Source organism: Pantoea nemavictus (genome assembly GCF_037479095.1).
Taxonomy (GTDB): Bacteria; Pseudomonadota; Gammaproteobacteria; order Enterobacterales; family Enterobacteriaceae; genus Pantoea; species Pantoea nemavictus.
Window position 1 is genome coordinate 2,483,072 of record NZ_JBBGZW010000001.1, and the last position, 16,598, is coordinate 2,499,669.

General features: G+C 55.5%; 15 protein-coding genes. 11 read left to right on the forward strand and 4 right to left on the reverse strand.

Going from position 1 to position 16,598, the window contains the following annotated elements; genetic code table 11:
- The first annotated feature begins 85 nt into the window (after nucleotides 1-85).
- Together WH298_RS11330 and WH298_RS11335 are read left to right on the forward strand one after the other, a co-directional pair.
- Nucleotides 86-1,435: an NCS2 family permease gene (locus tag WH298_RS11330; protein WP_049851286.1), complete on the forward strand. Its 1,350-nt coding sequence runs from the start codon at nucleotides 86-88 to the stop codon at nucleotides 1,433-1,435.
- Nucleotides 1,436-1,574: 139 nt separating this feature from the next.
- On the forward strand, nucleotides 1,575-3,224 hold the full coding sequence (locus WH298_RS11335; protein ID WP_009128655.1) for a Na+/H+ antiporter: 1,650 nt from the start codon (nucleotides 1,575-1,577) through the stop codon (nucleotides 3,222-3,224).
- Between the two features lie 95 nt (nucleotides 3,225-3,319).
- Here WH298_RS11335 and WH298_RS11340 read toward each other — a convergent pair whose 3' ends face one another.
- Nucleotides 3,320-4,222: a LysR family transcriptional regulator gene (locus tag WH298_RS11340; RefSeq protein ID WP_180822874.1), complete on the reverse strand. Its 903-nt coding sequence runs from the start codon at nucleotides 4,220-4,222 to the stop codon at nucleotides 3,320-3,322.
- Nucleotides 4,223-4,324: 102 nt separating this feature from the next.
- Between WH298_RS11340 and WH298_RS11345 the strand changes: the two genes are divergently transcribed.
- The 4 genes from WH298_RS11345 to WH298_RS11360 all read left to right on the forward strand — a co-directional run bounded on the left by WH298_RS11345 (nucleotide 4,325) and on the right by WH298_RS11360 (nucleotide 6,748).
- Nucleotides 4,325-4,747: a CidA/LrgA family protein gene (locus tag WH298_RS11345; RefSeq protein WP_180822875.1), complete on the forward strand. Its 423-nt coding sequence runs from the start codon at nucleotides 4,325-4,327 to the stop codon at nucleotides 4,745-4,747.
- On the forward strand, nucleotides 4,740-5,435 hold the full coding sequence (locus WH298_RS11350) for an LrgB family protein (protein ID WP_180822876.1): 696 nt from the start codon (nucleotides 4,740-4,742) through the stop codon (nucleotides 5,433-5,435). Before WH298_RS11345 ends, WH298_RS11350 begins: the two co-directional genes overlap by 8 nt.
- Before the next feature lie 83 nt (nucleotides 5,436-5,518).
- Nucleotides 5,519-6,064 (forward strand): YfaZ family outer membrane protein, encoded by a 546-nt coding sequence (locus WH298_RS11355; protein ID WP_157178877.1) that lies wholly within the window; start codon nucleotides 5,519-5,521, stop codon nucleotides 6,062-6,064.
- Between the two features lie 138 nt (nucleotides 6,065-6,202).
- On the forward strand, nucleotides 6,203-6,748 hold the full coding sequence (locus WH298_RS11360) for a YfaZ family outer membrane protein (protein WP_007888570.1): 546 nt from the start codon (nucleotides 6,203-6,205) through the stop codon (nucleotides 6,746-6,748).
- Between the two features lie 172 nt (nucleotides 6,749-6,920).
- Here WH298_RS11360 and actP read toward each other — a convergent pair whose 3' ends face one another.
- The 3 genes from actP to acs form a co-directional block, all read right to left on the reverse strand.
- Nucleotides 6,921-8,573, reverse strand: coding sequence for a cation/acetate symporter ActP (actP, locus tag WH298_RS11365; protein WP_180822877.1), 1,653 nt, complete (start codon nucleotides 8,571-8,573; stop codon nucleotides 6,921-6,923).
- The gene (locus WH298_RS11370; protein ID WP_180822878.1) at nucleotides 8,570-8,896 is read right to left on the reverse strand and encodes a DUF485 domain-containing protein; all 327 of its coding nucleotides are present in this window, start codon (nucleotides 8,894-8,896) and stop codon (nucleotides 8,570-8,572) included. Before WH298_RS11370 ends, actP begins: the two co-directional genes overlap by 4 nt.
- A gap of 297 nt (nucleotides 8,897-9,193) precedes the next feature.
- Nucleotides 9,194-11,149: an acetate--CoA ligase gene (gene acs / locus WH298_RS11375; protein ID WP_049851292.1), complete on the reverse strand. Its 1,956-nt coding sequence runs from the start codon at nucleotides 11,147-11,149 to the stop codon at nucleotides 9,194-9,196.
- A 581-nt stretch (nucleotides 11,150-11,730) separates the two neighbouring features.
- On the opposite strand from acs, the gene gltP reads away from it, so the two are divergent.
- The 5 genes from gltP (at nucleotide 11,731) to murP (ending at nucleotide 16,472) form a co-directional block, all read left to right on the forward strand.
- A complete protein-coding gene (gene gltP, locus WH298_RS11380; RefSeq protein WP_007888562.1) occupies nucleotides 11,731-13,032 on the forward strand; it encodes a glutamate/aspartate:proton symporter GltP in 1,302 nt (433 codons plus the stop codon).
- Between the two features lie 221 nt (nucleotides 13,033-13,253).
- Nucleotides 13,254-13,451, forward strand: a complete 198-nt coding sequence (locus tag WH298_RS11385; RefSeq protein WP_422616030.1) for a type II toxin-antitoxin system HicA family toxin — start codon at nucleotides 13,254-13,256, stop codon at nucleotides 13,449-13,451.
- A 94-nt stretch (nucleotides 13,452-13,545) separates the two neighbouring features.
- Complete coding sequence (locus WH298_RS11390) at nucleotides 13,546-13,950, forward strand: type II toxin-antitoxin system HicB family antitoxin (protein ID WP_180822879.1); 405 nt, start codon at nucleotides 13,546-13,548, stop codon at nucleotides 13,948-13,950.
- A gap of 168 nt (nucleotides 13,951-14,118) precedes the next feature.
- Entirely contained in the window at nucleotides 14,119-15,030 is a 912-nt protein-coding gene (gene murQ, locus WH298_RS11395) for an N-acetylmuramic acid 6-phosphate etherase (RefSeq protein WP_180822880.1), read from the forward strand.
- Nucleotides 15,030-16,472, forward strand: a complete 1,443-nt coding sequence (gene murP / locus WH298_RS11400; protein WP_049851293.1) for a PTS N-acetylmuramic acid transporter subunit IIBC — start codon at nucleotides 15,030-15,032, stop codon at nucleotides 16,470-16,472. Before murQ ends, murP begins: the two co-directional genes overlap by 1 nt.
- Nucleotides 16,473-16,598: the final 126 nt, after the last annotated feature.

Consider the following 16,598-nt stretch of genomic DNA (forward strand, 5'->3'; position numbering starts at 1 on the left):
GATTTTCTTCAGGAAAAGCTTCATCAGGGAGCGGCAAACGTGCGCCGTGCGGCGACTCACATCACAAAAATATTGAGGAATGATTATGTCTGGCGAATCGCGCCCGGCCAGTGGAAAACTGGACGCCTGGTTCAACATTTCTGCACGCGGCAGCAGCGTGCGTCAGGAAGTATTGGCGGGTCTCACCACGTTTCTGGCGATGGTGTACTCGGTTATCGTGGTGCCCGGCATGTTGGGAAAAGCGGGCTTCTCGCCAACGGCGGTGTTCGTTGCTACCTGCCTGGTGGCAAGCATCGGTTCGATCGTCATGGGCCTGTGGGCCAACCTGCCAATGGCGATTGGCTGTGCTATCTCGCTGACCGCCTTCACCGCTTTTAGCCTGGTGCTCGGCCAGCACATTAGTGTACCGGTGGCGCTGGGCGCCGTTTTCCTGATGGGCTTACTGTTTACGCTAATTTCGGTAACCGGTATTCGCGCGTGGATCCTGCGTAACTTACCGATGGGCGTCGCGCACGGCACCGGCGTCGGCATCGGTCTGTTCCTGCTGCTGATCGCCGCTGACGGCATTGGTTTGGTGGTGAAGAACCCGGCTGCAGGTTTGCCGGTGGCATTGGGCCACTTCGCCTCGTTTCCGGTGATCATGGCGCTGGTCGGCCTGGCGGCGATTTTCGGCCTGGAGAAACGGCGCGTGCCGGGCGGCATTCTGCTGACCATCATCGCCATCTCGATTATTGGTCTGATTTTCGATCCAGCGGTGACCTATCAAGGTCTGTTTGCCATGCCAAGCCTGAAGGATGCTAACGGTCAATCGGCGATGTTTAGCCTGGATATCATGGGTGCGCTGCAACCGGTGGTGCTGCCAAGCGTTCTGGCGCTGGTGATGACGGCGGTGTTTGATGCCACCGGTACCATCCGCGCGGTAGCGGGGCAGGCCAATCTGCTGGATAAAGAGGGGCAGATTATCAACGGCGGCCGCGCGTTAACCACCGATTCACTCAGCAGCGTGTTTGCAGGTCTGGTCGGCGCATCGCCGGCTGCGGTCTATATCGAATCGGCGGCGGGCACCGCAGCCGGCGGGAAAACCGGTCTGACGGCGATTGTGGTCGGTTTGCTGTTCCTGATGATTCTGTTCATGTCGCCGCTGGCGTATCTGGTTCCGGCTTACGCAACTGCTCCGGCGCTGATGTACGTGGGCCTGCTGATGCTGAGCAACGTGGCCAAAATCGACTTCAACGATTTCGTTGATGCGATGTCTGGCTTGCTGACCGCGGTGTTCATCGTACTCACTTGCAACATTGTGACCGGCATTATGCTCGGCTTCGCTTCACTGGTGATTGGTCGCCTGTTTGCCGGCGAGTGGCGCAAACTCAACGTCGGCACCGTGGTGATTGCTGTCGCTCTGGTGGCGTTCTATGCCGGTGGCTGGGCCATCTGACTCTAAAGCGAATAAATTTCAAGATTATTCTCTTTCTGCTCCACGCCGCACATCGGGTTGCCCCGCTGTGCGGCGTTTTGTTTTACACTTTCCCACGCAACAACATCGCTTTAATGAAATTGATTCGCCTAAGGACAGCATGGAAATCTTCTTTACTATTCTCATCATGACGCTGGTGGTTTCACTCTCCAGCGTGGCGGCACGCATTCTGCCGTTCCAAATTCCGCTGCCGCTGGTGCAAATTGCCGCCGGTGCATTACTCGCTTTTCCCGTCTTCGGCCTGCATGTCGATTTTGATCCGGAACTGTTCCTCGTGCTGTTTATTCCGCCGCTGCTGTTTGCAGATGGCTGGAAAACGCCGATTAACGAGTTTCTCCATCATGGTCGTGAAATCATGGGGTTGGCGCTGGTTCTGGTGCTGATTACCGTGGTCGGGATTGGCTACCTGATTTACTGGCTGGTGCCGGGGATTCCGCTGATTCCCGCCTTTGCGCTGGCGGCGGTGCTCTCGCCAACCGATGCCGTGGCGCTGTCCGGCATTGTGGGTGAAGGGCGTATCCCGAAAAAAATCATGTCGATTGTGCAGGGCGAAGCCCTAATGAATGACGCATCTGGCCTGGTGTCGCTGAAGTTTGCCGTTGCGGTGGCGATGGGCACCATGGTGTTTACCTGGGGCGGCGCCAGCGTCGAGTTCCTCAAAGTGGCGGTGGGCGGTTTGGTTGCCGGCGTGGTGATCTGCTGGCTGTATGGCCGCTCGCTGCGTCTGCTGAGCCGCTGGAGTGGGGACGATCCGGCCACCCAAACCGTGCTGCTGCTGCTGTTACCGTTCGCCTCCTACCTGATTGCGGAACACCTTGGCGTCTCGGGTATCCTCGCTGCCGTGGCGGCGGGTATGACCATCACGCGCTCCGGCATTATCCGTCAGGCGCCGCTCGCCATGCGCCTGCGCGCCAATAGCGTGTGGCAGATGTTGGAATTCGTCTTCAACGGCATGGTGTTCTTGATGCTCGGTCTGCAGCTGCCAGACATCCTGGCCACCTCCATTGCGCAGGCCAACGCCGATCCAAACGTCGAACTGTGGATGCTGTTCACTGACGTCTTCCTGGTTTATGCCGCGCTGATGGTCGTGCGTTTTGGTTGGTTGTGGATCATGAAGCGCACCAGCATGCGCCTGCTGAAGAAGAAGCCGCTGGAGTTTACCAACTACTCGCTGCGCGAACTGCTGATTGCCTCGTTTGCCGGGGTGCGCGGTGCCATCACGCTGGCGGGTGTGCTGTCGATTCCACTGTTCCTCAGCAACGGCGATCCATTCCCGGCGCGCTACGAGTTGGTGTTCATCGCCACCGGCGTGATTCTGATTTCGCTGCTGGTTGGCGTGGTACTGCTGCCGATTCTGCTGCGCGATGTGGAGAGCATCGATAAGGTAGGTCATCGTCGTGAGATTCAATTCGCGCGTGCGGCCATGGCGGGCGTGGCGATTGAAAGCCTGCACAAAATGGAGCAGCGTCTGGAGACCGACACCGAAGAGAACATCGATCCGGAGCTGCTGAAGGAAGTGAGTTTGCGGGTGATCGGTAATCTGCGTCGCCGCGCCGAGGGTAAAAACGATATCGAGCAGGCGCAGTTTGCCGAAAACCTTGAGCGTCGTTTCCGCCTCAACGCGCTGCGTGCCGAGCGCGCCGAGGTGTATCACCTGCGTGCCACCCAGGAAATTTCCAACGAGACGATGCAGAAACTGCTGCACGATCTCGATCTGCTGGAAGCGCTGCTAATAGAGAAAGAGGAGTAGCAGTCGCTGTGTCATCCAGGTGCGCATGAATGCGCACCCTACGAAAACCCAGCCAAATAACGTAGGGTCGCCATTTATGGCGACCGATTCAGAATTTACACCGACAGCCGCGGCGCCGTATCCGGCCAGTGTTCACGGCAGCAATCAATCCACGCCTGAGCGCTGCGCGACAAGTAGCTGCCTTCCCGCCAAATCAAACCTAAACTCCACTGCAGCTCCGACTCCAGCGGCAGCCACAGTAGCGATTGCTTATCCAGCCGCTGACAGATCGGCTCCGGCAGAATCGCCAAGCCCATGCCCGCTTGCACCATCGCCGCAAGAAAATCCCACTGCGCGCTGCGCAGCGCAATATTCGGCGTCAGATTAAGGCGCTGAAACGCTTTTCTGATCTGGCGATTGAGCGCGAACTCTTCGTTGAGGATCAGCAGCGGATGTTTAGCTAACTCTTTTAGTCCGACTTGGGTGTGGTTGAGCCAGATGTCGCTACGCGGTAAAAGCACGCACAGCGGATGATGCATCAACTCCAGCGTGTTGAGCGGCAGCTCGGCATCGATCGGCAGCGCGGTGAGGGCGATATCCAGCGCGCCACTCAGCACCGCTTGCTGCGCCGTCAGGCCGCCAAATTCGGCAATTTTCAATTCAACACCCGGATAACGGCGACGAAAGGCGGAGATTGATCCGGCCATCTGCATGCCGACCATCGGAGGAATTCCCAGGCGCAGCTCGCCGGTTTTCAGCTGGTTGATGTCGCCCAGCTGCGCCTCAAGCTGATGAAACTCCTGCAGAATCGCCAGTCCGCGCTGATAAACTGCCTGGCCGCTGTCGGTAAGATGCAGTTTGCGTCCTTCGCGCAGCAGCAGGGTGCAGCCCAGCTCCTCTTCCAGCTGGCGCAGCATTTTGCTGATGGTGGGCTGCGTCACGTAGAGCTTCTCGGCGGCGCGGGTAAAGCTTTGCTGGCGGACCACTTCGGTAAAGTAGCGCAGCGCTCGCACGTCCATAAGCATTCCTTTTTGGCATAGTTTTAATGATTTTAATTCATTTCTTTCACAGTTTGCGGCGGATTTATACTAGCCCCTGAGTTTTTCATTGGGGAAAAGGAAATGATGGCATTAAGTCCGCGCAGAACGGATCTCCTGCAACACGCTTTTGTTCCGCTGCAGCTGGGGCTGTATGTGGGTTTGTTTATCTTTAGCGACCGGCTGGTGAGCTGGCTGCATTTGCCGTTGCCCGCAAACGTGGTCGGCATGGTGCTGCTGTTAGGGTTGATCATGACGCGCATTGTGCCGCTGCGCTGGGTGAAAGCGGGCGCTAACTGGCTGCTGGCGGAAATGCTGCTGTTCTTTATTCCTGCGGTCGTGGCGGTGGTGAACTACAGCGACTTGCTGCGCAGCGAAGGCTGGCGCATCTGCGTGGTGATTGGCGTGAGCACTTTACTGGTGCTGGCTTCCACTTCTCTGGTGGTCGATCGTTTATATCGCTACGAACTGGCGCGTGCCGCGCGTAAGCAGGCGCACCATGAATGATCTGCTGATAAGCCTGCTGTGTCTGGCGTTCACGCTGCTGGTCTATTACATCAACAAAATGCTCTATCGTCGCTGGCGCACGCTATTGCTGATGCCGTTGGTGCTAACGCCGCTGGTGCTGGTGGCGCTGCTGCTGCTCACCCATGTGAGCTGGAAAAATTACATTGCCGAAAGTCACTGGCTGATTTGGTTGCTGGGTCCGGCAACGCTGGCGTTCGCCGTGCCGGTGTATGAGAACCTCGAGATCATCAAACGTCACTGGCTGTCGCTGAGTGTCGGCGTACTTACCGCCACGCTGGTGGCGGTCTGCAGCTCGGTGTGGCTGGCGCGTCTGCTGACGCTGCCGGAAACCATCCAGCGCAGTCTGGCGGTGCGCTCGATTACCACGCCGTTCGCGCTGGCGGCGGCGCAACCTATTGGCGGCCAGCCCGATCTGGTGGCGCTATTTGTGGTGATCACCGGCGTGTTCGGCATGGCGGTGGGGGATATGCTGTTTCTGCGTATCGCCATCAAGCAAGGCGTGGCGAAGGGCGCAGGTTTTGGTGCGGCATCACATGGCGCGGGTACCGCGCGTGCTTATCAACTCGGCCAGCAGGAGGGCGTGGTATCCAGCCTGGTGATGATGCTGTCGGGCGTGGTGACGGTGATTCTGGCTCCGCTGCTGAGCCATCTGCTGTGGTCAGCATAAGCGTACATTTTTGAGCCAGGGCTCGTATGCTCTTTTTTTCGCTTTGTTTAGTGTTTGTGCGCGCAAACAACAAGGAAGCGAAAATGAAAAAGCACTATTTAGTATTGGGCCTGACAATGGCCTCCACCGGGATCAGCGCCGCTGAAATGGGCGTTAAAGGCGGCAGCGATTTTTTTGCTGCCGCGATCAACAGTGAAAAGACCACGTCAGGCCTGCAATATGGCGCTGAGTATATCAATGGTCATCGTCAGACGCAGTTAGTTGAGGCGAATCTTGGCTACGGATTTAAGCTTGGTGAACTTCAGGTTGCACCGCGTGTGGGCATGTTCTGGGCTGACCTCGATACCGGTAAATCCAGCAGTCAGGGAGCGAATGCCGGCATCCGCCTGATGGCGCCGCTGCCTTATGCCGGGCAAACCTGGCTATACCTCGATTACAGTCTTGCCCCGGATATCACCACGCGTAATTTGCATCATTTGCATCAGCTAGAGGCGGGAATCTATTACCAACCGGCTAGCTGGCTAACGCTGAGCAGCGGTTATCGTTATCTGTCGAGCGACGGTAAATATGGTGAAAAGGACCAGCGGTTGATCGACGGATTATTTATTGGTGCCGCCTACCGTTTCTGATTTATCCAAACGGCCTTAACCGGCCGTTTTCCCCGCTGTAATCCATTTTTACGTAAAGCTTTCCAAATAAAGTTGTCTCCTGCTATCAGGCTGTTACCCTTGCCGCCGAATTAAATGTCCTTCATGGAGTGGAATCACATGTTTAAGCAACTTGTTACTGGAAGCGTTTTAGGTCTGGCACTGCTGAGCAGCGGCGCGCAGGCAATTGAGGGCAGTGTTGACGTGGGTGAGCACAGCACCAACCTGAACCTTGGTCTCGGCACCACTTCACCAGGCCTGTTCCTGAAAGGCAACTGGCTGCGTAGCGATCACGATGGCAGCACTTACGGCGCAGGCCTGGGCTATAACATCGACGTGGGCGATTTCCGCATCGCGCCAACCGCGAAAGCCCTGTTCACCCATCCGGAAGATGGCCGTGATGGCTTCACCGTCGCAGTCGGTGGCGCAGCGCAATACAGCTTCAACAGCATGTGGGGCCTGTACGGCGAATATTACTATGCGCCGGAAGCGTTCTCCGATCGTCTTGATAGCTACCAGGAAGCCTCTGGCGGCCTGAGCTTCACGCCAATTTCTCTGCTGAACCTGCGCGTGGGTTATCAGTACATCGAGCTGAACAACAAAGGCAGCCGTAAAGACAACGTACTGGTCGATGGCCCATACGTTGGCGCGTCACTGCGTTTCTGATTTCAGGATCGGATAAGAAAGGGCGACCCATTGGGTCGCCCTTTTGCGTTAGGGTGCGCGCTGGCCCTCACCCCGGCCCTCTTCCACAGGTGGGAGAGGGAGAAAAACGCGCCGATCGGTTCCCTCTCCAGCGTGCGGGAGAGGGTTAGGGTGAGGGGAACAACGCACAAAACTAATGCGATTTACCCTGCGAAATCCCTATCCCCGTCTGCGAACGAATAAACTGTCCACGGAAGCGAGCACGTTCCTGGGCGCCGCGCGCCGAATGGTCGGTGATCGAGAACAGCCAGATGCCGATAAACGCCGCCAGCATGGAGAACAGCGCCGGATACTCATACGGATATATCGGCTTGTCATGCCCCAGCACCTGTACCCAAATCGTCGGTCCGAGAATCATCAGCAGCACCGCAGTGATCAGTCCCAGCCAGCCGCCCACCATCGCGCCGCGCGTGGTCAGTTTCGACCAGTACATCGACAACAGAATAATTGGGAAGTTACAGCTGGCAGCAATCGAGAACGCCAGGCCGACCATAAAGGCAATGTTCTGCTTCTCAAACAGAATCCCCAGTGCAATCGCTACCACACCTAATACCAACACGGTGATTTTCGAGATGCGCAGCTCATCGCGTTCCGTCGCCTTACCTTCGCGGATCACGCTGGCATAGAGATCGTGTGACACCGCTGAAGCGCCCGCCAATGTCAGACCTGCCACTACCGCCAGAATGGTGGCGAAAGCCACCGCCGAAATAAAGCCGAGGAACAGGCTGCCGCCGACCGCGTTCGCCAGATGTACCGCGGCCATATTGGTGCCGCCGAGCAGGGCGCCGCTGGCATCTTTGAAGGCCGGATTCGATCCCACCAGTAAAATCGCGCCGAAGCCGATAATAAAGGTCAGGAAGTAGAAGTAGCCCATAAAGCCGGTGGCCCAAAACACGCTTTTACGTGCCTCACGCGCATCGGCGACGGTGAAGAAGCGCATCAGAATATGCGGCAAACCGGCGGTACCAAACATCAAGCCCAGGCCGAGTGACAGCGCCGATATCGGGTCTTTCACCAATCCGCCAGGCTGCATAATCGCCGCGCCTTTGGGGTGTACCGCCATGGCTTCGGTAAACAGCGTGTTGAAGCTGAAACCGGTGGCCTTCATTACCATAATCGCCATAAAGCTGGCGCCAAACAGCAGCAGTACCGCTTTGATAATCTGCACCCAGGTGGTGGCTAACATGCCGCCGAACAGCACGTACAACACCATCAAAATACCGACCATCACCACCGCAATGTGGTAATCCAAACCGAACAGCAGCTGAATCAACTTACCGGCACCGACCATCTGTGCAATCAGGTACAGCGCCACCACCACCAGCGAACCGCAGGCCGACAGCGTACGAATCGGTTTTTGCGCCAGGCGATAGGATGCGACATCAGCGAAGGTGTAACGACCAAGATTACGCAGGCGTTCGGCGATCAAAAACAGGATCATCGGCCAGCCGACAAGGAAACCGAGCGAGTAGATCAGCCCGTCGTAGCCCGACGTGTAAACCAGGGCAGAAATACCGAGGAACGAGGCGGCAGACATAAAGTCGCCGGCGATGGCCAGGCCATTTTGGAAACCGGTGATATTACCGCCGGCGGTGTAGTAATCGCTGCGCGAGCGGGTACGTTTCGAGGCCCAATAGGTGATGCCGAGCGTCGCCGCGACAAACACCACGAACATGATGATGGCTTCATAGTTGGTGGCCTGGCGCTGCACCGCGCCGGTTATGGCATCGGCGGCAAATACGCTGGCAGGCACGATAGCCAAAAACAACGAGAGCAAGCGCTTCATGATTTCACCTCGCTCAGGATCTGTTTGGTCAGGCGGTCAAACTCGCCGTTAGCGCGCCACACGTAGACGCCGGTCAGCACGAACGACATCACGATCAGTCCGATGCCAATCGGAATCCCTCGCGTCACGTTGGTGCCTGCATGTAAGGGCGTACCGAGCCAGCCGGGCGCAAAGGCGATCAGCAGAATAAAGCCGACGTAGAGCACCAGCATGATAATGCTGAGCAACAGTGCGAATGCCTGCCGCTTATGCACCAGTTCGTGATAGCGCGGATTACTTTCGACTTGTTGCCAGATTGCTTCCTGTTCAGGGGTTTCGTTCATCACATTTTCTCCAGAGGCAAGGCAGACGGAAATCTCACAATAAAGTGATTTAACTGGCTGAATATTCTAGTTATATATACCCTTCATACTTCAAGCTACAGGTGCGTTGGCTGCGTATGCTCATCCCAGTCACTTACTTCAGTAAGCTCCTGGAATTCTCATCTTTGCCGCCTTCCTGCAGCTCGAATTATTTTGGGTATGGGTTGTGCGATGTTGAAAGGCATACGGCGTAAGGTCAGGGTGACGGAGAGGAACCTGCCGTGGACAGGCTGACACTCTCCGTCGGGTCGATGCCGCTTACGGCATGGTGATGGACTGTTTCTCCTCCAGCAATTTCTCTACCACGCCCGGATCGGCCAGCGTAGAGGTATCGCCGAGATTGCTGGTATCGCCCGCGGCGATTTTGCGCAGAATGCGACGCATAATCTTGCCGGAGCGGGTTTTCGGCAGCGAGTCGGTCCAGTGCAGCACATCCGGCGTGGCAATCGGGCCGATCTCTTTACGCACCCAGTTACGCACTTCGGTATACAGCTCGGGCGACGGCTCTTCGCCGTGGTTTAACGTGATATACGCGTAGATCGCCTGACCTTTGATGCTGTGAGGAATGCCCACCACCGCAGCTTCCGCAATCTTCGGATGTGACACCAGCGCCGATTCAATCTCGGCGGTGCCCAGGCGGTGACCGGAGACGTTGAGCACGTCATCCACGCGGCCGGTGATCCAGTAATAGCCATCTTCATCACGGCGCGCACCGTCACCGCTGAAGTAGCGATTTTTGAAGGTGGAGAAGTAGGTCTGCTCGAAACGATCGTGATCGCCATACAGCGTACGTGCCTGGCCTGGCCAGGAATCGACGATCACCAGGTTGCCTTCGGTAGCGCCCTCCAGCGGATTGCCTTCGTTATCGACCAGTGCGGGCTGTACGCCGAAGAAAGGTTTAGTGGCGGAACCGGCTTTCAGTTCGGTGGCACCCGGCAGCGGCGTGATCATAAAGCCGCCGGTTTCGGTCTGCCACCAGGTATCGACGATCGGGCAACGGCTGTCGCCAATCTTTTTGTAGTACCACTCCCAGGCTTCCGGGTTGATCGGTTCACCCACCGAACCCATGATGCGCAGACTGCTGCGATCGGTGCCTTCAATCGCTTTATCGCCTTCGGCCATCAGGGCGCGAATCGCGGTTGGCGCGGTGTACAGCAACGTTACTTTATGTTTATCCACCACTTCTGCCATACGACTTGGCTTCGGCCAGTTCGGCACGCCTTCAAACATCAGCGTGGTGGCACCGCATGCCAGCGGACCGTAAATCAGATAGCTATGACCGGTGATCCAGCCGACGTCGGCGGTACACCAATAGACATCATCAGGATGGTAATCAAACACATACTTAAAGGTGCTGGCGGCATACACCAGATAACCGCCGGTGGTATGCAGCACGCCTTTTGGCTTGCCGGTGGAACCGGAGGTGTACAGGATAAACAGTGGATGTTCGGCATCGACGGCGACAGGCTCATGTTGATCGCTGGCCTTCGCCATTAGATCGTGCCACCATAAATCGCGACCTTCGCGCCAGCCGGACTCTTTGCCAGTGCGCTTGAACACCACCACATTTTTCACCGTGGTGACGTTCGGATTGTTCAGGGCATCATCGACGTTTTTCTTCAGTGGAATGCTGCGACCGGCGCGCACGCCTTCGTCGGCGGTGATGATCAGTTTGGCGTTGGAATCGACCACACGTCCCGCCACCGCTTCCGGTGAGAAGCCGCCAAAAATCACCGAGTGCACCGCGCCAATGCGCGCGCAGGCCAGCATCGCCACGGCCGCTTCCGGCACCATTGGCATATAAATCGCGACCACGTCGCCTTTCTTCACGCCGAGGCTGGTGAGCACATTGGCAAAGCGACAGACATCGCCGTGCAGCTCGCGGAAAGTGATGGTTTTGCTTTCGCTGGCGTCGTCGCCTTCCCAGATGATGGCGGGATGATCGCCGCGGGTGGCCAGATGGCGATCGAGGCAGTTAGCCGCAAGGTTAAGTGCGCCGTCTTCGTACCAGCGAATTGAAATATTGCCGGGGGCAAAGGAGGTATTTTTCACTTTGCTGTAAGGCTTAATCCAGTCGAGAATTTTGCCTTGTTCACCCCAAAAGGTGTCGGGATCGTCAACCGATTGTTGATACAGCGCCGCATACTGATCGGCATTAATGAGAGCATTCGCTGCGATGGCAGCGGGTACGGGATGCTTATGTATTTGGCTCATGGCTGACCTCCTTGAAGATGTTAATCATATGTCAATCAAAGGTTAATTGAAGACCGTGTCAGGGCTTTGTTTCTGTTTTGTAGTCTGGATCACGACCTTTTAGCCCCCTTAAATGACACGCGTTCGCTGCGCTAAAACCCGGCGTGAAATGCCCCATCATCTGCTGTAAGCCTACGAGATCTCTGCCGCTGCTGTGCAAATAATCGGCAAACGAGCCGGGCCGCTTTTTGCACAATAGTGCATAGCTATGCTGAAACTTATCGAATTAACACTTTTCATAACAGCGAGTTATAGCCGTTAACCATTGTCAGCATTTTATGCTACTAACCTGAATAAGATTTGCGCTATCGCGCCGGGGGTTGCATTTACCGTAGTGAAAATGGTACTTATCTCGGCCCTGTTCAGCAGGTATCAACTCAGACTGCATCACTTCGCCGGCGCAAAATGCCTGCACAGCTGTAACCGACGTAGTCATAAATAACCCTCTATTTTATCGGGCTTTTGCTCACTTCCCTGTGTGACATTTCTCCTGCACCTTCGCAGCAGAGCAAAGGGGTTTTTAACTGAGGAAATAACGCGTTATGAAAGGTTTTAAGTTCACCCTTGCATGGCAGATTTTAGTTGCGCTGATTCTGGGCGTGATTGTGGGAACCGTGCTGCATAATCAGCCTGACGATCGTGAATGGTTAATCACTAACATTCTGACGCCAGCTGGTGACATCTTTATTCATCTGATCAAGATGATTGTGGTGCCGATTGTGATTTCCTCACTGATTGTCGGCATTGCGGGCGTTGGCGATGCGAAAAAGCTCGGACGTATTGGTGTCAAAACCATCATCTATTTTGAAGTGATCACCACCCTTGCCATTGTGGTCGGCATTACGCTGGCCAACGTATTCCAACCCGGCAGCGGCATTGATATGTCAACGCTGGCAACGGTGGACATCTCTAAATACGAAGCCACAACCGAAGCCGTGCAGGGCGCACCGCATGGATTGGTGACCACCATTCTGTCGCTGATCCCGCAGAACATCTTTGCCTCATTGGTGAAGGGCGACATGCTGCCGATTATCTTCTTCTCGGTGCTGTTTGGTATGGGGCTGTCGGCGCTGCCATCGGAACATCGCGATCCGCTGGTGACGGTATTCCGTTCTATTTCCGAAACCATGTTTAAAGTGACACACATGATCATGCGCTATGCGCCGGTCGGCGTGTTTGCGTTGATTGCCGTCACCATCGCCAACTTCGGTTTTGCCTCGCTCTATCCGCTGGCCAAGCTGGTGCTGCTGGTGTACGTGGCGATTCTGTTCTTTGCTTTCGTGGTGCTGGGCACGGTGGCGCGCTTCTGTAAGTTGCGCATTACTACTCTGATGCGCATTCTGAAAGACGAGCTGATTCTTGCTTATTCCACCTCGAGTTCAGAAACCGTGCTGCCGCGCATTATGCAAAAGATGGAAGCCTACGGCGCGCCGAAGGCCATCACCAGCTTCGTGGTGCCGACCGGCTACTCGTTCAACCTCGACGGTTCAACGCTGTACCAGAGCATCGCGGCGATCTTTATCGCGCAGCTGTATGGCATCGACCTGTCGCTGACTGACGAGATCATTCTGGTGCTGACGCTGATGGTGACCTCGAAAGGAATCGCTGGCGTGCCGGGCGTCTCCTTCGTGGTGCTGCTGGCGACGCTGGGCAGTGTCGGTATTCCGCTGGAAGGTCTGGCGTTTATCGCCGGTGTGGATCGCATCATGGACATGGCGCGTACCGCGCTGAACGTGATCGGTAACGCGCTGGCGGTGCTGGTGATTGCGCGCTGGGAAGACCAGTTCGACACCAAACAAGCCGCCGCCTACGAGCAACAGCTGCGTACGCAAAGCGCCAGCTAATTTGCCCGGTGCGCATGAATGCGCACCCTACGAAAACCTCGACAAACAATTGTAGGGTCGCCATTCATGGCGACCGGTATCCCCAGAAACCCGCCATCGGCGGGTTTTTTTATGCCTGCTACAGACATGTCTCATAACCTCTAATCACGTACCTGTTAAAATCAATACCCACTATAACCATAAATATTGTTGTGCATGGTTATAGTGGGTATAATAACTGCATGCCAGGGCTCAGGGAGGCTGGATTGACCAGTGGCGAATTAATTAAGCTGTTAGAGCGAAATGGGTGGGTACAAAAAAGGGTGAAAGGAAGTCATCACATTTTCAAAAAGGACGGAGTTAGGTATGCAATTGCAGTCCCTCACCCGACAAAAGATATTTCAACGGGCACGTTGAACACCATACTTAAACAGATGTGAAAACAGGCGCGCGCTGCGCGCCAAATTTCGGCAATAAATTATTCCAGTGCTTTGCACGTTATAGCAAGCCAGACAAAGCTGGTGGGGGTTGCAAATGAGATATCCAATTTACATCCACAAGACAGAAGGTGGCACTTACTCAGGGTTTGTACCCGATGTGACCGGATGCTATTTCGCAGGTGATACCTTTGAGAACACAATAAAAGATGCAGCAGAAGCGATAGACGCGCACGTAGAGTTTACTGTCGAGGACGGCGGTTCAATTCCCGAGGCGAAAACCTTTGATGCACATCTTGAAAATGAAGATTGCCAAGGCGGTACTTGGGCTTATGTGGATGTCGATTTAAGCAAATATGATGGCAAGGCAATTAAGTTAAACATCACCATTGCACAAAACTTGTTAGCGCGTATCGATCGTTACGTTGAGGATCATCGGGAGTATGGTTCAAGAAGTGGATTCTTAGCGGAGTTAGCTCGTAGAGAGTTGGCCAAGACATAAACACTTTAGCCGCAATTTTGAATCATCAATTCAGCCTGCTTATGCAGGCTTTTTTGTTTGTGCCTGGCATCCAGGTCATTGAACAAAAAATCACAGCCAGTTAAGGAATTAACAATTCGTTTTGATATATAGTTTGTAGAATAAATTATTCACTTACAGGAGCATGTTATGCAGATCGATCTCAGCCAGATGATCACCGAAGGGCGTAACCCAGCCAGCCAAAACATCGATGAACTGTCGACCGAAGCCATGCTGCGCGTGATTAATGATGAAGATAAAAAAGTGGCGCTGGCGGTAGAAGCCATCGTGCCGCAGATTGCGCAGGTAGTGGATGCGATTACCGCCGCGTTCAGCAAAGGCGGACGCCTTATCTATTGTGGCGCGGGGACATCGGGTCGTTTGGGCATTCTGGATGCCAGCGAATGCCCGCCAACCTTTGGCACGCCGCGCAGCCAGGTGGTGGGATTGATTGCCGGCGGGCACACCGCGATTCTGCAAGCGGTTGAAAACGCTGAAGACAACGTTGAGCAGGGCGCACAGGATCTGCGTGATATCGCCTTTACGGCTAACGACGTTTTGGTCGGCATTGCTGCCAGCGGTCGCACGCCGTATGTGCTCGGCGCACTGGCCTATGCAAAACAGCAGGGCGCATTGACGGCGGCGTTAACCTGCAATCCCAACAGCCCGATGTCGCACGCCGCTGACGTAGCGCTGACGCCAGTGGTTGGCCCCGAAGTGGTGACCGGCTCTTCGCGTATGAAGGCGGGCACCGCGCAGAAGCTGGTGCTGAATATGCTCACCACCGGCGCTATGATTCGCAGCGGCAAAGTGTATGGCAACCTGATGGTTGATGTTGAAGCCACCAACCAGAAGCTGGTGCAGCGGCAGGTGAATATCGTCAAGCAAGCCACTGACTGCGACGATGCCACGGCGCAGCAGGCGCTGGCTGCCTGTCAGGGCCACTGCAAAACCGCGATTGTGATGGTGCTGGCCGGACTCACTGCTGAAGAGGCGACATCGCTGCTCAGCCAGAATCAGGGCTTTATCCGCCAGGCCTTGCGCGACGCGGGAGCACAATGATGGCCGCCATTACGGAAGGGCTGCTGCGTGACATCCTGCACGCGGTGGGCGGAGCGAATAACGTGGTGCAGTGCGGCAATTGCATGACACGCCTGCGCCTGACGTTGGCCGATGCCGCGCAGGTGGATAGCGCCAAACTGAAAACGCTGCCGGGCGTGCTGGGCGTGATCGAGAGCGATGCGCAGTTACAGATCGTCCTGGGTCCGGGCAAAGCGCAAACCGCAGCGGAGAAGATGCAGGCGCTGCTCAATCATGCCAGCGCGGCGGATGCACCCAGCGATCTGCACAGCATCGCCAGCGCGCAAAAGCAGCAGATGAAGGCGAAACAGACCAGCGCGCTGCACCGCTTTCTCTCCTGCTTTGCCACCATTTTCACCCCGCTGATTCCTGGCTTTATTGGTGCCGGTTTACTGTTGGGCTTTGCTACGCTGATTGAGCAGATCTTTCACCTCAATCAGCCGGGCGATCATGCGCGTTGGCTGCTGGATACCGTGGCGTACATGAAGGTGTTCGGCAAAGGGCTGTTCACCTTCCTGAGTATTTTGATCGGCTACAACGCACAGAAAGCGTTTGGCGGAACGGGCGTCAACGGGGCGATTATCGCTTCATTGTTTGTGCTTGGATATGCGCCAAAAGCCACGGTCGGTTATTACAGCGGCATGGAAGATTTCTTCGGGATGGTAATCGATCCGCGTGGCAACATTATTGGCGTGCTGCTGGCGGCCATATTTGGTGCCTGGGTTGAGAAACAGCTGCGCAAAATCATTCCCGATAATCTCGATATGATTTTAACGTCATTACTGACGCTGTTAATTACCGGTGCCGTCACTTTCCTGGTGATTATGCCGATTGGCGGCGAACTGTTTAAAGGCATGTCCTGGCTGTTTATTCATCTGAATAATAATCCGTTTGGTTGTGCCCTGCTCGCCGGACTGTTTTTAATCGCCGTGATGTTCGGTATTCATCAGGGCTTTATTCCGGTCTATTTCGCGCTAATGGAAACCCAGGGTTTTAATTCGCTGTTCCCGATTCTGGCCATGGCGGGCGCCGGGCAGGTTGGCGCTTCGCTGGCGTTATGGTGCAAAGCGGATAAGCATTCGCTGCTGCGTAAGCAGATTAAAGGCGCGATTGTGCCAGGCTTGCTCGGCGTCGGTGAGCCGCTGATTTATGGCGTAACGCTACCGCGTCTCAAGCCGTTTATCACCGCCTGTTGCGGTGGCGCATTGGGTGGCTTCTTTATTGGGCTGGTGGCGTGGCTGGGATTGCCGGTGGGAATGAACACGGTGTTCGGCCCATCGGGTTTGGTAACGCTGCCGCTGATGACTTCATCGCAGGGGATTTTTGCCGGTATGGCGGTCTATCTCGCGGGGTTGATCGTGGCGTGGATCGGTGGATTCGCGTTCACCTGGTGGGGCGGAACCCGTAATGTCGATTTAAGTTAAGTTGGATTTTGCGCAATGCACAGTTTTGTAGCGGCGCGATTTATCGCGCTCATATAGCCGTGACATCGTTTGAAAACAGCGCGATAAATCGCGCCGCTACGGTTTGTGCACTGTTGAATCATTGGG

Bases quoted from the DNA above. Each gene is read 5' to 3' on its own strand.
- WH298_RS11390 (WP_180822879.1), top strand. From the start codon at position 13,546: ATGAGATATCCAATTTACATCCACAAGACAGAAGGTGGCACTTACTCA.
- WH298_RS11330 (WP_049851286.1), top strand. From the start codon at position 86: ATGTCTGGCGAATCGCGCCCGGCCAGTGGAAAACTGGACGCCTGGTTC.
- WH298_RS11355 (WP_157178877.1), top strand. From the start codon at position 5,519: ATGAAAAAGCACTATTTAGTATTGGGCCTGACAATGGCCTCCACCGGG.
- murP (WP_049851293.1), top strand. From the start codon at position 15,030: ATGGCCGCCATTACGGAAGGGCTGCTGCGTGACATCCTGCACGCGGTG.
- gltP (WP_007888562.1), top strand. From the start codon at position 11,731: ATGAAAGGTTTTAAGTTCACCCTTGCATGGCAGATTTTAGTTGCGCTG.
- WH298_RS11385 (WP_422616030.1), top strand. From the start codon at position 13,254: ATGCCAGGGCTCAGGGAGGCTGGATTGACCAGTGGCGAATTAATTAAG.
- WH298_RS11340 (WP_180822874.1), bottom strand. From the start codon at position 4,222: ATGGACGTGCGAGCGCTGCGCTACTTTACCGAAGTGGTCCGCCAGCAA.
- murQ (WP_180822880.1), top strand. From the start codon at position 14,119: ATGCAGATCGATCTCAGCCAGATGATCACCGAAGGGCGTAACCCAGCC.
- WH298_RS11335 (WP_009128655.1), top strand. From the start codon at position 1,575: ATGGAAATCTTCTTTACTATTCTCATCATGACGCTGGTGGTTTCACTC.
- actP (WP_180822877.1), bottom strand. From the start codon at position 8,573: ATGAAGCGCTTGCTCTCGTTGTTTTTGGCTATCGTGCCTGCCAGCGTA.
- WH298_RS11360 (WP_007888570.1), top strand. From the start codon at position 6,203: ATGTTTAAGCAACTTGTTACTGGAAGCGTTTTAGGTCTGGCACTGCTG.
- WH298_RS11350 (WP_180822876.1), top strand. From the start codon at position 4,740: ATGAATGATCTGCTGATAAGCCTGCTGTGTCTGGCGTTCACGCTGCTG.
- WH298_RS11345 (WP_180822875.1), top strand. From the start codon at position 4,325: ATGATGGCATTAAGTCCGCGCAGAACGGATCTCCTGCAACACGCTTTT.
- WH298_RS11370 (WP_180822878.1), bottom strand. From the start codon at position 8,896: ATGAACGAAACCCCTGAACAGGAAGCAATCTGGCAACAAGTCGAAAGT.
- acs (WP_049851292.1), bottom strand. From the start codon at position 11,149: ATGAGCCAAATACATAAGCATCCCGTACCCGCTGCCATCGCAGCGAAT.